This is a genomic window from Streptomyces termitum (assembly GCF_014650175.1).
Classification (GTDB): Bacteria; Actinomycetota; Actinomycetes; order Streptomycetales; family Streptomycetaceae; genus Streptomyces; species Streptomyces termitum.
Map to the genome: position 1 here is coordinate 43,540 of NZ_BMUL01000014.1, position 13,599 is coordinate 57,138.

Genomic DNA, 13,599 nt, shown 5'->3' on the forward strand with positions numbered 1-13,599 from the left:
CGTCCGCCTGTTCGCCCGGTACGCCCATTACGCAGGTCTAAGACTGCCATGCCCACGCCCGTCGGTCCGCATCGGCATGGAGACTGCCGGGTCCGCGTGGCGCGGGCACGGTCGCGTCGAGCAGCGCGGCGAAGGCGGGGTGGCCCGCGGCGAGGGCGGTGAGCAGCCGGTCCCGGTGGGCGGTGCCGCCGGGGAGGCGGCCGTAGAGGGCGGCGGTGCGGTCGAGGAGGGCGCGGTTGCGGGGCAGGGCGCGGCGGGCGGCTCCTTCGGCGGCGGCGGTCAGCAGGGCGTCGAGGACGCCCCGGTCGGGTGCGGGCGCGCGGGCCTCGTGGTCGAGGAGGACGTCGAGAAGTTCGGCCCGCAGGTGGCGGGAGGCGCCGGTGCCGGGGGCGGCGAGGACGGGGGCGAGGGCGCGCCGGACGGCGGCGGGCCGGTCCCGGAGCAGCCCGGCGACCAGCGGGAAGAGGACGGCCCGGGCGGTCGGGCCCTCCTCCAGGCGCAGGTCGGCGTAGGCGGCGGCGTGCGGGGCGCCGTCGGGGCGGTGGTGGACGTACTCCGCCACGAGGGCGGCGATCCGGCGGGTGAGGGCGGGCGCGTCGACGGGGGCGAGGGCCCGCAGGACGGCCCCGGCGCCGTCCCCGGCCGCGTACAGCCGCTCCCGCAGGGCGGCGAGGACCGGGCCTGGATGGTCGGGGAGGGCGGCGGCCAGGGCCTCGGCGGGCACCCGGGGGTCGTCGAGGGCGCGCGGCAGGTGGGCGGCCCGGCTGTGCGGGTCTCGGACGAGGATGCCGAGGGCGGCCCCGTGCAGCGCCCGGTCCTCGGGGCGGGCGAGCAGGGCGAGGGCGGCGTAGCGCAGCGGTTCGGCGTCGGGCCCGTCGGGTCCGCGGGCGGCGAGGAGGCTGCCGTACAGGGCGGCGGCGATCCGCCGCTCGGGCCGTCCGTCGTCGTGCGCCCAGCGGTCGACGGCCCGGCAGAGCGCGGTCCGCTCGTCGTCGGCGAGGGCGACGAGGAGCCCTTCGGCGAGCGGGTGCGCGGTGGCGGCCAGCGCCTCGCACAGGTCGTCGACGGCGGCCGCCCGGTGGGTGTGCAGGAGGCTCTGGGCGGTGGTGGCGACGGTGGTGTACGGATGGGCCGGGAGCGGCCGGTCGTCGGTGAACCAGCGGCAGAGCAGCGGCTGGGTGCCGCGCGGTTCGGCGGTGAGCAGGGCGGCGGCCTCGGCGAGGAAGGCGTCTCCGCCGGGGTCGGCGGTGACGGCGCGGCGCAGCAGGTCGAGCCGCTCGCCCCGGCCGAGGGGGCGCGCCCGCCACCAGTCGGGTCCGAAGGCGTCGAGCGCGCCGGGCCGGGCGGTCCCGGTGCCGACCAGATCGGCGAGGCGGCGCAGGACGGGCAGGTGGGGGCGGAGGTCGGGGAGGGCGGCGAGGGTCCGGCCGAGGAGTCCTGCGGCCCACCAGACGGCGTCCTCGGGGGTCTCGGGTCCGCAGCGGGCCAGGGCGTCGGCCAGTGCCTCCAGGCGGGGTGCCAGGGCTTCGGGGCCGCCCTCCTTCTGGAGCCGGAGGAGGCCCTGGAGCACCGGGCCGATGCGGTGCCGGGGCACCGGTGGCGGGGCGGGGTCGGCGGCCTGGTCCGGCGGGTCCTCCAGGGCGCGGTGGACGAGGGCGTGCAGGGCGGCGCCGACGTCGAGGTGGGCGGCCTGGAGCCAGTCGGCGACCTCCTCGTGGGCGAAGCGGTAGCCGGTGCCGGCCGGGACGAGGAGTCCTTCGGTGAGGACGGCGGAGGCCCAGCCCTCCCGCCAGGGGAAGAGCTCCTCGAAGGAGGGCGCGTCGAGGAGGCCGTGGCCGGGGCCGAGGCAGCGCCGGGCGGCCTCGTGGACCTGGCCGGTGACGCGGGCGGCGAGCCGGCGGACGGCGGAGCCGGAGGGCACCGGCCGGGATCCGGCGGCGATCCGGACCGCGATCCGCAGGCAGAGCAGGTCGAGGTGGGCGGTGAAGACCTCGGCCCGGTCGGGGCGGCCGGGGACCTCGCCGGGGAGTGCGGCCCGGACCTCGGCGAGCAGCCGCAGCGCGAGCGGGTGCCGGGCGTCCGCCGCGGCGAGGTCGTCGTCCCCGAGCCCGTACCCCCGCCGGACGGCCGCGGCCTCGGCCTCGGTGAGGTCGCCGAGCGGGAGGACGGCGGGGGCCTCGCTCCACAGGGCGGCGGACCGCTCGCCGTACTCGGGGCGGCAGGCGAGGACCAGCCGGGCGCCGTGGGCGCGCAGCCACGCCTCGGTGGCGCGGGTCCAGTCGGCGAGCCGGTGGGCGAGGTGCGGGGGCATCTCCTCGGGGCCGTCGAGGACGACGAGGAGGGGCCGGCCGGCCTCCCGGGCGAGGGCGGCGACGTGGTCGGGGGTGGCGGCGGAGGTGTCGCCCGCGGTGCCGGAGGCGGCGGCGATCCGGGCGGCGGCGCGCAGGGCGCGGCCGACGGCGTCGGCGGCGTGGGTGTCGCCGTCGAGGAGGTCGGCGCCGCGCAGCCGGACGGTGGGGGCGGGGGCGCCGCCGGGGCCGCGGGCCTCGCAGAGCGCGCCGAGGAGGGTGGTGCGGCCGCTGCCGGGGTCGCCGACGACGGTGAGGACGGGCGGGGCGGGGTCCTCGGGCGGGGCGGCGGCGAAGCGGGCGAGGGCGCGCAGGGCGGAGGGGCGGGGGACGGGCGCGGGCCACGGGGAGGGGTCGGCGGGCGGGAGGGCGGTGGGGGCGGTGAGTTCGAGGACGGCGGCGAGGTTGAGGTCGGGGCCGTGGGCGGGGACGGTGGCGCCGTTGCGCCGCAGCAGCGCGGTGAGGGGGCCGTCGCCGTCCGGGCGGAGGGGGACGGCGTGCCCGGCGGCGCGCGGGTCGCCCTCCAGGGTGGTGCCGAGGACGCCGAGGACGGTGCCGGTGGCGCTGTCGAGGACGGGTCCCCCGGCGGCCGGTCCGCCGGGGCGGAGGGCTTCGGCGCCCTCGGTGCCGATGGCGAGTTCGAGGGCGCCGGGGAGCAGGTGCGGTGTGCCGCCGGTGCCGTCGGCGGGGGCGTACGCGACGGTGGCGGGGCCGAGGACGCGGGCCTCGCGCCAGCCGTGCGCGGCGATCCGGACGTAGGTGCCGGGTGCGGTGGCGGGGCGGTTGGCGAGGGGCAGCGGGAGTCCGCCGAGGCCCTGGGTGCGGATGAGGGCGAGTCCGTGCGCGGGGAGGGGGACGACGGCGTCGGGCCCGACGGTCCAGGTCCGCTCGCCGGGGGCGCGCAGGATCAGGTGGTCGAGGCCGGCGACGGCTTCGTGGGCGGTGAGGAGGGTGCCCTCGTGGTCGGCGAGGAAGCCGGTCCCGCGCGGTTGGCCCGCCGGGTCGCAGATCCGTACCAGCGTCACCGGCTCCGCCGGATCCCCGCGCCCCGTGGTGTCCAGGCGTGCCATGGTGCCGACGGTAGCGGGCGGTGATCTTCCGTGGCCCCGATCGGAGGGGAGGATGCCCCCGCACTCCCCCGGTTCACTCCGAGCGCTGCCCCGATCGGGTGAAGAAACGCCGAAGGGCGGGCGCGCCTCGCGCACCCGCCCCTCACGGCCCCGCCGAGCGGGTCAGCCGAAGACCGCCAGGCTCTTCGCCTTGCCCCGCTGGTCCTCCACCAGGGCGAGCAGCTTCCCGTCCGGTCCGAAGACCGCGACCGGGCCCTTGGGGTACTCCGGCATCTCCAGCCGGACCCCGTTGAGCAGCAGCCGGGCGCGCTTCTCGTCGACGTCCCAGCGGGGGAAGGCCGCCGCGGCGGCGTCGGCGACCGGCATCACGGCCAGCTCCTCCTGGAGCTGGTCGAGGGTCCGCGCGCCGTCCAGCTTGTACGGGCCGACCCGGGTGCGCCGCAGCGCGGTGAGGTGGCCGCCGACGCCGAGCCCGGCGCCGAGGTCCCGGGCCAGCGCCCGGATGTACGTACCGGAGGAGCAGACCACCGAGACGACCAGGTCGACGACGGGGGTCCCGTCCTCCGCCTCGGCCTCGCGGACGTCGTAGACCCGGAAGGAGGAGACGGTGACCGGGCGGGCCGGGATCTCGAACTCCTCGCCGCCGCGCACGCGCGCGTACGACCGCTTCCCGTCGATCTTGATGGCGGAGACCTTCGACGGGACCTGCATGATCGCCCCGGTCAGCTCCGCGACGCCCGCGTCGATCCGCTCGCGGGTGACCTTCGACGCGTCGACCGACGCCGTGATCTCGCCCTCGGCGTCGTCGGTGACCGTGGTCTGGCCCAGGCGGATGGTGCCCAGGTACTCCTTCTCGGTCAGCGCGAGGTGACCGAGCAGCTTGGTGGCCCGCTCCACGCCGAGGACGAGGACGCCCGTGGCCATGGGGTCGAGCGTGCCGGCGTGGCCGACGCGGCGGGTCTTCGCGATCCCGCGCATCTTGGCCACGACGTCGTGCGAGGTGAAGCCCGACGGCTTGTCGACGATGACAAGTCCGTCGGGCGTGGTGGTATCACTCATTCGGCGGTGTCGTCCTCGCCCTGCTTCTTGTAGGGGTCGGCTCCACCCGCGAAGGTGGCGCCGGAGGACGCCTGCCGCACCTGGGCGTCGGAGGCGCGCGCCTTGTCGAGGAGGTCCTCGATCGTCCGCGCGTTCTCCGGGAGGGCGTCGGCCACGAAGGCCAGGGTCGGGGTGAACTTGGTCCCGGCCGCCCGGCCCACCGCGGAGCGGAGGATGCCCTTGGCGCTCTCCAGTCCGGCGGCGGCGCTCGCCCGCTCCTCCTCGTCGCCGTAGACCGTGTAGAAGACCGTGGCCTCCCGCAGGTCACCGGTGACGCGGGTGTCCGTGATGGTCACGTGCGTACCCAGGCGCGGGTCCTTGATGCCGCGCTGCAGCTTCTCGGCGACCACCTCCCGGATGAGGTCCGCCAGCTTCTTCGCCCGCGCGTTGTCGGCCACTGGTCCGTCTCCTTCTTTGCCTTGCTATCAGTCTTCATCAGTGTGGAGCCTGCGGCGCACCGACAGCAGCTCCACCTCCGGCCGGGCGGCGACCAGCCGCTCGCAGCGGTCGAGGACGCCATTGAGGTGTCCCAGGTCGCCGGACACCATGGCGACGCCGATCTCGGCCCGCCGGTGGAGGTTCTGGCCGCTCACCTCCGCCGTGCTCACGGAGAACTTCCGCTGGAGCTCGGCGACGATCGGCTTCACGAGGGAGCGTTTCTCCTTGAGCGAGTGGACGTCGCCGAGGAGCAGGTCGAAGGACAGGGTCCCCACATACATGTGTGTCCGGATGTCCCGCCGGTTCGGGTTCAGTGGCCCCGCCCACCGCTGGACGGGAACACCGGAACCGTACACGGAACGGCCGGGGCCGATCGACGGAATAACCTCCGCCGACCGGCCCCGGCACCTCACCGCGTGTTACGCGCGCGGCTTCTCGCGCATCTCGTACGTGGCGATGACGTCGTCGATCTTGATGTCGTTGAAGTTTCCGAGGTTGATACCACCCTCGTAGCCTTCGCGGATCTCGGTGACGTCGTCCTTGAAGCGGCGCAGACCCTCGATGTTGAGGTTCTCCGCGATGACCTTGCCGTCGCGGATGAGGCGCGCCTTGGTGTTGCGCTTGACCTCGCCGGAGCGGATGAGGACACCCGCGATGTTGCCGAGCTTGGAGGAGCGGAAGACCTCGCGGATCTCCGCCGTGCCCAGCTCGACCTCTTCGTACTCCGGCTTGAGCAGACCCTTGAGGGCCGCCTCGATCTCCTCGATCGCCTGGTAGATGACCGAGTAGTACCGGACGTCCACGCCCTCGCGCTCGGCCATCTGCTGCGCACGCCCGGCGGCGCGCACGTTGAAGCCGATCACGATGGCGTCGGAGCCCATCGCCAGGTCGATGTCCGACTCGGTGACGGCACCCACGCCGCGGTGCAGGACGCGGATGTCGACCTCCTCGCCGACGTCCAGCTGGAGCAGGGAGGACTCGAGGGCCTCGACGGAACCGGAAGCGTCACCCTTGATGATCAGGTTCAGCTGCTGGATCTCGCCGGCCTTGAGCACCTTGTCCAGGTCCTCCAGCGAGACGCGGCGGACGCGCTTGGCGAACGCGGCGTTCCGCTCGCGGGCGGCACGCTTCTCGGCGATCTGGCGGGCGGTGCGGTCCTCGTCGACGACGAGGAAGTTGTCACCGGCACCCGGGACATTGGTGAGACCCAGGACGAGGACGGGGGTCGACGGAGTCGCCTCGTCCACGTTGTTGCCCTTGTCGTCGAGCATGGCCCGGACGCGGCCGTACGCGTCGCCGGCGACGATGGTGTCGCCGATGCGCAGCGTTCCGCGCTGGACCAGGACCGTCGAGACGGCGCCGCGACCGCGGTCGAGGTGCGACTCGATGGCGATGCCCTGCGCGTCCTGGTCCGGGTTGGCCCGCAGGTCGAGCGAGGCGTCGGCCGTGAGGATGACGGCCTCGAGGAGGGAGTCGATGTGCAGACCCTGCTTGGCGGAGATGTCGACGAACATGGTGTCGCCGCCGTACTCCTCGGCCACCAGACCGAACTCGGTCAGCTGACCGCGGACCTTCACCGGGTCCGCGCCCTCGACGTCGATCTTGTTGACCGCGACCACGATCGGCACGCCGGCCGCCTTGGCGTGGTTCAGCGCCTCGATCGTCTGGGGCATCACACCGTCGTTGGCCGCCACCACGAGGATCGCGATGTCGGTCGACTTCGCACCACGGGCACGCATGGCGGTGAACGCCTCGTGACCCGGGGTGTCGATGAAGGTGATGCGACGGTGCTCGCCGTTGACCTCGGTGCCCACCTGGTAGGCGCCGATGTGCTGGGTGATGCCGCCGGCCTCGCCCGCGACCACGTTGGTCTTGCGGATCGCGTCGAGGAGTCGGGTCTTACCGTGGTCGACGTGACCCATGACGGTCACGACCGGCGGACGGGAGACCAGGGCCTCTTCGCCGCCCTCGTCCTCGCCGAACTCCAGGTCGAAGGACTCGAGCAGCTCGCGGTCCTCCTCCTCGGGGCTGACGATCTGGACGACGTAGTTCATCTCCTCGGCCAGCATGACCAGCGTGTCGTCGGAGACGGACTGCGTGGCCGTGACCATCTCGCCGAGGTTCATCATGACCGCGACGAGCGACGCCGGGTTGGCGCCGATCTTCTCCGCGAAGTCGGTGAGGGACGCACCGCGCGACAGGCGAATGGTGTCGCCGTTGCCGCGAGGCAGCATCACGCCGCCCACGGACGGGGCCTGCATGGCCTCGTACTCCTGGCGCCTCTGCCGCTTCGACTTGCGACCGCGACGCGCGGGACCGCCGGGACGGCCGAAGGCGCCCTGCGTGCCACCACGGCCACCCGGGCCGCCGGGACGGCCGCCGAAGCCGCCGGGACGACCGCCGAAGCCGCCGCCGCCACCGGGACCGCCCGGACGACCGCCGCCGCCACCGGGACCACCGGGACGGCCGGCGAAGCCGCCGCCACCGCCACCGGGACCGGCCGGACGACCGGCGAAGCCGGGACGACCGCCGCCGCCACCGCCGGGACCGCCCGGACGACCGCCGGGGCCACCGGGACCACGACCGCCGGGGCCGGGACGCGGGCCGGCAGCGGGACGCTGCGGCATCATGCCCGGGTTGGGACGGTTGCCGCCGGGCGCGCCGCCCGGACGGGGAGCCTGCGGACGGGGCATCCCACCGGGGGTGGGACGGGCGCCGCCCTGACCCTGCGGACGCGGAGCGCCGCCGGGGCCGCCCTGCGGACGCGGGGCGCCCGGAACGGCACCGGGGCCGCCGGGACGCGGGGCGCCGCCGCCGGGACGGGGCGCCTGCGGGCGCGCCATGCCGGTGGAGCCGCCGGAGGTGAAGGGGTTGTTGCCCGGACGCGGGCCGGCCGGACGCGGGGCGCCCGGACGCGGGGCCTGCTGGCCGGGACGGGGGGCCTGCTGACCACCCGGGCGCGGCGCGGACTGGCCCGGACGGGCACCGGCCGGACGCTGACCGGAGGGGGCGCCACCGGGACGCTGCTGACCCGCGGCCGGGGCGGCCGGGGGCGCGGTGAACTCCGGGTTGGTCGGAGCCGGGGCGGCGGGCGCCGGCTTGGGCGCGGGAGCCGCGGGCTTCGGGCCCGGGGTCGGACGCGGGCCGGGGGCCGGCGCCGCGGACTTCTCGGCGGCCGCGGGCTTGGGCGCCGGGGTGGGCGCGCCAGGCTTCGGGGCAGCCGGACGTGCGGCGGCCTGGGGCGCCGGGGAAGGCGCCGGGGCAGCCGGCTTGGGGGCGGGCGCCGCCTTGCGGGGCGCTCCGGGCTTGGCAGCGGTCTTGCCGGCGGAACCGCCGGGACCCTGCAAAGCGTCAGTCAACTTGCGCACGACCGGCGCCTCGATCGTCGAGGACGCCGAACGGACGAATTCACCGAGTTCCTGGAGCTTGGCCATGACGACCTTGCTCTCCACACCGAACTCCTTGGCGAGTTCGTATACCCGGACCTTAGCCACATCGCTCCTTTATAGGTCCGGTTACCGCCGGACCGTCGCTACTTCATGGGCGTACTCATCGCGTACTCATCGAGTGCTCATCGCAATCTCGACCTACTTCCGACTCGCGAGGTACCTGACCGCACGGTGTTCCGTGCCGTACTTCCTGTTCACTGCGGTGCCGCCTGCGCGGCCTGCTCGATGTGGTCCCGCAGGGCCGCCGTGTCGAGCGGCCCCGTGACCTTGAAGGCCCTCGGGAACGCCCGGCGGCGGACCGCCAGGTCGAGACAGTGCGAGGCGGGGTGCACGTACGCACCCCGGCCGGGCAGCGTACCGCGATGATCGGGGACACACTCGTCCCCACTCACCACGGTCCGCAGCAGATCGCTCTTGGCCGCTCGCTCCCGGCATCCCACGCAGGTTCGCTCGGGGCACGCGCGGGCATGCGTCCGGCCAGACACGATTAAGTCTACCTCCCCGTACCGACCTCACCCGTTTGGGGCAAAAATCGAACACCTGTTGGCCAAAAACGGTCTCGGGCTTGCGGTCGGACCGCTCAGCCCTCCTCGCCCTGGGGCTCGGTGTCCGGCCGGATGTCGATGCGCCAGCCGGTGAGCCGGGCGGCCAGCCGGGCGTTCTGGCCCTCCTTGCCGATGGCGAGGGAGAGCTGGTAGTCGGGGACGGTCACCCGGGCGGACCGGGCGGCCATGTCGACGACCTCGACCCGGGAGACGCGGGCCGGGGAGAGGGCGTTCGCCACCATCTCGGCCGGGTCGTCCGACCAGTCGACGATGTCGATCTTCTCACCGAGCAGCTCCGCCATCACGTTCCGCACGCGCCCGCCCATCGGGCCGATGCAGGCGCCCTTGGCGTTCAGGCCCGAACGGGTGGAGCGGACCGCGATCTTGGTGCGGTGACCGGCCTCGCGGGCGATGGCGGAGATCTCCACCGAACCGTCGGCGATCTCCGGCACCTCCAGGGCGAAGAGCTTCTTCACCAGGTTGGGGTGGGTGCGCGACAGGGTGACGGACGGGCCGCGGACGCCCTTGGCGACCCGGACGACGTACGTGCGCAGCCGCAGGCCGTGCGTGTACTCCTCGCCCGGCACCTGCTCCTGCACCGGCAGGATGGCCTCCAGCTTGTCGTCCAGCTTCACCAGGACGTTCTTCGGGTCCTTGCCCTGCTGCACCACGCCGGCCACCACGTCGCCCTCGCGGCGGGCGTACTCGCCGAAGGTGACGTCGTTCTCGGCGTCGCGCAGCCGCTGCTGGATGACCTGGCGGGCGGTGCTCGCCGCGATGCGGCCGAAGTCCGACGGGGTGTCGTCGAACTCCTTGGGCTCCTGCCCCTCCTCCAGGTCCGCCGCGTCCTCCTCGGCCCACACCGTCACGTGGCCGGTGTGCCGGTCGAGCTCCACGCGCGCGTGGCGGCGGGCCGACGGCGTGCGGTGGTACGCGATGAGGAGGGCCGACTCGATCGCCTCGACCAGCATCTCGAAGGAGATGTCCTTCTCCTGTGCCAAGCCCTTCAGGAGCTTCACGTCGATGTCCACGGCTACGCCTCCTCTTCCTTCTTGTCCTTGCGGTTGAACTCGATCTCGACACGCGCCTTGGCGATCTCGGCGAACGCGACCCGGCGGGCGGTGGCCTTGCGGCCCTTCACGCCCGGCACCTCGGTGTCGATGCCGTCCTCGTCCACGGCCAGGACGCGGGTGACCAGCTCCCCGCCCTCGGCGAGCTGGAGCTTCACCAGCCGGCCGGTCGCCCGGACGTAGTGGCGGTGCTCGAAGAGCGGGCGGTCGGCGCCCGGGGAGCTGACCTCCAGGACGTACTCGCCGTCGCCCATGGCGTCGGTCTCGTCCAGCTTCGCGGAGATCGCGCGGCTCAGCTCCGCGCAGGCGTCCAGCTCCACGCCCTCGTCCGAGTCGACGACGATCCTCAGCAGTCCCCGGCGGCCGGCCCGGGACACCTCGATCTCTTCCAGATCCAGGTCCTCCGCGCGGACGAGCGGCTCAACGAGTCCGCGCAGCCTGTCGCTCTGGGTGGTGCTCATCCGGGTGACTCCTCGGCCGCGTGTGCTGTTGTGGGTACGTCGCTCGTCGCTGCGTGTCGCTGCGTGTCGGCTCAAGGGTATCCGGTCCCGGAGGGTGTTGCCGCCCACCGCCGGGGCGCCCACGGGTACGCTCGCCTGCGGTGATCTTCGACGGGCGGCCGGGAGGGGTCCGGAATGCTGAGGGAGAGAGCGTGACGACGACGGGCAGACGGGCCGTGCTCGCGGCGGGTGCCTCGGCCGCCGCGGCGGTCCTGGCCGGATGCGCCTCCGACGGCGGCCCCCGCCGCCCGAGCGCCGCCGAACGGGCGGCCGCCCGGGAGGCCGAACGGGTGGCCCGCGCCGAGACCGCCCTGCGCGGCCGGGCGGCGGCCGCCTCGCGGACCCTGCTGGAACGTTACGACGCCGCCCTCGCCGCCCATCCCGCGCTCCGCCCCCGGCTGGCCCCGCTCCGCGCCTCGGCCGCCGCCCACGCCGAGGCCCTGGGCGAAGGCGGCCCGACCCTGGCGCCCGCCCCCGCCGCGTCCGCGTCCGCCACGGCCTCCGGCACCCCGGCCGCCGTCCCCGCGACCACGCCCGCGGCCCCGCCCGTCCCCGCCGACCCGGCCGCCGCCCTGCGGGAGCTCGCCGCCGCCGCGCGCGCCGCCGCCGACGCCCAGACCGCCGAGCTGGACGCCGCCCCGCCCGAGTACGCCCGCCTCCTCGCCTCCGTGGCCGCCGCCGGGTCCTGCCACGCCTACCTGCTCACCGAAGGAGCCCGGAGATGAGCGCCCTCGCCGCCGCGCAGGCCGCCCTCGCCGCCGAGCACGCGGCGGTCTACGGCTACGGGGTCGTCGGCGGCCGGGTGGGCGAGGACCGCCGCGCCGAGGCCGCCGCCGCCCTCCAGGCCCACCGGGCCCGCCGGGACGCGCTGCGCCGCACCGTCCGCGACCTCGGCGGCACCCCGGCCGCCGCGGCCGCCGCGTACGGGCTGCCCTTCCCGGTCGCCGACCCGGCCGGCGCGGTCCGGCTCGCGGCCGTCCTGGAGGACCGGGTCGCCGGGGTCTACTCCGACCTGGTGCGGGCCGCCTCGGGGCCGCTGCGCCGGGAGGCGGCGGCCGGGCTGCGCGAGGCGGCGGTCCGCGCGGTGCGCTGGCGCGGCGGCGACGTAACCTTTCCAGGGCTCGCCGAACGGGCCTCCTGAGCCCCCGGACCGAACGATGGGAACAACGCGCGCATGGGTTTCGAACCGCCCCGGCGACTGACGACGGCGCTCCGCGAGAAGTACGGGGACGCCGCCGCGGCCGACTGGCTCGGGCGGCTGCCCGGCCTCGCCGAGCGGGTCCCGGAGGCGGCGGGCCTCACCGTGGAGCGGGTCGTCGCGCCCGGCGGGCGCGGCAGCCTCGTCCTGCTCGTGCGCGACGCCGGCGGCGAGCCCGCCACCCTGAAGATCGCGCCGTCCTTCACCCACCCCGGGCGGGAGCGGGACGCCCTCGCGCACTGGAACGGCTGGGGGGCCGTACGGCTCCTCTCCGAGGCCCCCGAGGGCGCCCTCGTCCTCGAACGGCTGCACCCGGAGGTGTCCCTCCGCTCGCTGCCCGAGGCCAAGGCGCTCCTGGAGGCCGCCGGGACCGTGCGGAAGCTGTGGGTGGAGCCGCCGGCCGGGCACTCCTTCGAGACCGTCGCCGAGCGCACCGCCCGCCAGGCGTCCGCCATGGAGCCGTACGCCTCCGACCCGGTCGCCGGGGACCTGGTCGCCGCCGCGCTCGCGGCCCGCACGGAGCTGCTCGCCGGGACCGCCGAGGAGCTGCTGCTGCACGGCGACTTCCGGCAGGGCAAGGTGCTCGGCGGCGACCGCGCGCCCTGGCTGGCCGTCGGCCCCGACCCGGTCGTCGGCGAGCGCGCCCACGACCTGGCGCGGCTGGTGCGGGAGCGGGTCGAGGACCTGGTGGCCTCCGCCGCGGGCGCCCCGGCGGCCCGGCGCCGGGTCAACCGGCTGGCCGACTCGCTCGACGTCGACCGGGACCGGCTGCGCGGCTGGACCCTCTTCCGGACCGTGGAGTCCGGCACCCGGGCGCTGGCGGCGGGGCGGCGGCAGGAGGCCGAGTGGCTGCTGGAGTTCGCCGGCTGGCTGTGAGCCCGGCCGGCGGCGGGTCCGCGGGCTTCGGGGGCATCCCGGCAGCCTCCGGGGCGTTCGCCCACCCCTGGGAGGGAATACCCTTTTTGTAACCCTTCCCGAGGGGGCCGTGATGATCGAGACAATCCTCTGGGCGATCGCGGGCGCGGGCGCCGCGGCCGCGGTCTACGCGGGCGCCGCCGCGCGCGTGATCAAGCAGTACGAGCGGGGCGTCGTCTTCCGCTTCGGCCGGCTGCGGGGCGAGGCCCGCCCGCCCGGCTTCACCATGATCGTTCCGGCCGTCGACCGGCTCCACAAGGTCAACATGCAGATCGTCACCATGCCCGTGCCCGCCCAGGAGGGCATCACCCGGGACAACGTGACGGTCCGGGTCGACGCGGTCGTCTACTTCCGGGTCGTGGACGCGGCGGAGGCCCTGATCCGGGTCGAGGACTACCGGTTCGCCGTCTCGCAGATGGCGCAGACCTCGCTGCGGTCGATCATCGGCAAGAGCGACCTCGACGACCTGCTCTCCAACCGGGAGCAGCTCAACCAGGGCCTGGAGCTGATGCTGGACTCCCCCGCGATCGGCTGGGGCGTGCAGATCGACCGGGTCGAGATCAAGGACGTCTCGCTGCCGGAGACGATGAAGCGGTCCATGGCCCGGCAGGCCGAGGCCGACCGGGAGCGGCGCGCCCGCCTGATCAACGCGGACGCGGAGCTCCAGGCGTCGAAGAAGCTCGCGGAGGCGGCGCGGCAGATGGAGGACACGCCGTCCGCGCTCCAGCTCCGGCTGCTCCAGACCGTGATGGCGGTGTCGGCGGAGAAGAACTCGACGCTGGTCCTGCCGATCCCGGTGGAGCTGCTGCGCTTCCTGGAGCGGGCCGCCCCGGAGTCCGGCGGCGCCCCGAGGGCCGCCGGCGCGGCCGCTCCCCCGGTGGTCGCCCCCGTCACCCCGCTGCCCCCGGTGGAGGACCTCACCGGGCCCTCGGTGGAGCCGGCGCCCCGGTCCGAGGCCGCCTGAGCAC

At 75.4% G+C, this 13,599-nt stretch carries 12 protein-coding genes; 4 read left to right on the forward strand and 8 right to left on the reverse strand.

The window, feature by feature from the left end; translation table 11 throughout:
* Positions 1-37: 37 nt before the first annotated feature.
* From IE219_RS23940 to rimP, 8 genes are all read right to left on the reverse strand, one after another.
* Positions 38-3,418 (reverse strand): S1 family peptidase, encoded by a 3,381-nt coding sequence (locus IE219_RS23940; protein ID WP_229849981.1) that lies wholly within the window; start codon positions 3,416-3,418, stop codon positions 38-40.
* 162 nt (positions 3,419-3,580) lie between these two features.
* A complete protein-coding gene (gene truB / locus IE219_RS23945; protein ID WP_189980926.1) occupies positions 3,581-4,477 on the reverse strand; it encodes a tRNA pseudouridine(55) synthase TruB in 897 nt (298 codons plus the stop codon).
* Positions 4,474-4,914, reverse strand: coding sequence for a 30S ribosome-binding factor RbfA (gene rbfA, locus IE219_RS23950; protein WP_189980928.1), 441 nt, complete (start codon positions 4,912-4,914; stop codon positions 4,474-4,476). Before rbfA ends, truB begins: the two co-directional genes overlap by 4 nt.
* A gap of 27 nt (positions 4,915-4,941) precedes the next feature.
* Positions 4,942-5,235 carry a DUF503 domain-containing protein gene (locus IE219_RS23955; protein WP_189980930.1) on the reverse strand — a complete coding sequence of 98 codons (294 nt, stop codon included), beginning with the start codon at positions 5,233-5,235 and terminating at the stop codon, positions 4,942-4,944.
* 138 nt (positions 5,236-5,373) lie between these two features.
* Entirely contained in the window at positions 5,374-8,448 is a 3,075-nt protein-coding gene (infB, locus tag IE219_RS23960; RefSeq protein ID WP_189980932.1) for a translation initiation factor IF-2, read from the reverse strand.
* Positions 8,449-8,597: 149 nt separating this feature from the next.
* A complete protein-coding gene (locus tag IE219_RS23965; RefSeq protein ID WP_189980934.1) occupies positions 8,598-8,888 on the reverse strand; it encodes a YlxR family protein in 291 nt (96 codons plus the stop codon).
* A gap of 95 nt (positions 8,889-8,983) precedes the next feature.
* A complete protein-coding gene (gene nusA / locus IE219_RS23970) occupies positions 8,984-9,979 on the reverse strand; it encodes a transcription termination factor NusA (protein WP_189980936.1) in 996 nt (331 codons plus the stop codon).
* A 2-nt stretch (positions 9,980-9,981) separates the two neighbouring features.
* The gene (gene rimP / locus IE219_RS23975) at positions 9,982-10,479 is read right to left on the reverse strand and encodes a ribosome maturation factor RimP (protein WP_189980938.1); all 498 of its coding nucleotides are present in this window, start codon (positions 10,477-10,479) and stop codon (positions 9,982-9,984) included.
* 191 nt (positions 10,480-10,670) lie between these two features.
* On the opposite strand from rimP, the gene IE219_RS23980 reads away from it, so the two are divergent.
* The 4 genes from IE219_RS23980 to IE219_RS23995 all read left to right on the forward strand — a co-directional run bounded on the left by IE219_RS23980 (position 10,671) and on the right by IE219_RS23995 (position 13,595).
* Positions 10,671-11,243: a hypothetical protein gene (locus tag IE219_RS23980; RefSeq protein WP_189980940.1), complete on the forward strand. Its 573-nt coding sequence runs from the start codon at positions 10,671-10,673 to the stop codon at positions 11,241-11,243.
* Positions 11,240-11,659 carry a DUF4439 domain-containing protein gene (locus IE219_RS23985; protein WP_189980943.1) on the forward strand — a complete coding sequence of 140 codons (420 nt, stop codon included), beginning with the start codon at positions 11,240-11,242 and terminating at the stop codon, positions 11,657-11,659. Before IE219_RS23980 ends, IE219_RS23985 begins: the two co-directional genes overlap by 4 nt.
* A 33-nt stretch (positions 11,660-11,692) precedes the next feature.
* A complete protein-coding gene (locus tag IE219_RS23990; protein ID WP_189980945.1) occupies positions 11,693-12,592 on the forward strand; it encodes an aminoglycoside phosphotransferase family protein in 900 nt (299 codons plus the stop codon).
* Positions 12,593-12,704: 112 nt separating this feature from the next.
* Positions 12,705-13,595, forward strand: a complete 891-nt coding sequence (locus tag IE219_RS23995; RefSeq protein WP_189980947.1) for a slipin family protein — start codon at positions 12,705-12,707, stop codon at positions 13,593-13,595.
* Positions 13,596-13,599: the final 4 nt, after the last annotated feature.

Bases quoted from the DNA above. Each gene is read 5' to 3' on its own strand.
- IE219_RS23940 (WP_229849981.1), bottom strand. From the start codon at position 3,418: ATGGCACGCCTGGACACCACGGGGCGCGGGGATCCGGCGGAGCCGGTG.
- truB (WP_189980926.1), bottom strand. From the start codon at position 4,477: ATGAGTGATACCACCACGCCCGACGGACTTGTCATCGTCGACAAGCCG.
- IE219_RS23955 (WP_189980930.1), bottom strand. From the start codon at position 5,235: ATGTATGTGGGGACCCTGTCCTTCGACCTGCTCCTCGGCGACGTCCAC.
- rimP (WP_189980938.1), bottom strand. From the start codon at position 10,479: ATGAGCACCACCCAGAGCGACAGGCTGCGCGGACTCGTTGAGCCGCTC.
- IE219_RS23985 (WP_189980943.1), top strand. From the start codon at position 11,240: ATGAGCGCCCTCGCCGCCGCGCAGGCCGCCCTCGCCGCCGAGCACGCG.
- IE219_RS23990 (WP_189980945.1), top strand. From the start codon at position 11,693: ATGGGTTTCGAACCGCCCCGGCGACTGACGACGGCGCTCCGCGAGAAG.
- IE219_RS23995 (WP_189980947.1), top strand. From the start codon at position 12,705: ATGATCGAGACAATCCTCTGGGCGATCGCGGGCGCGGGCGCCGCGGCC.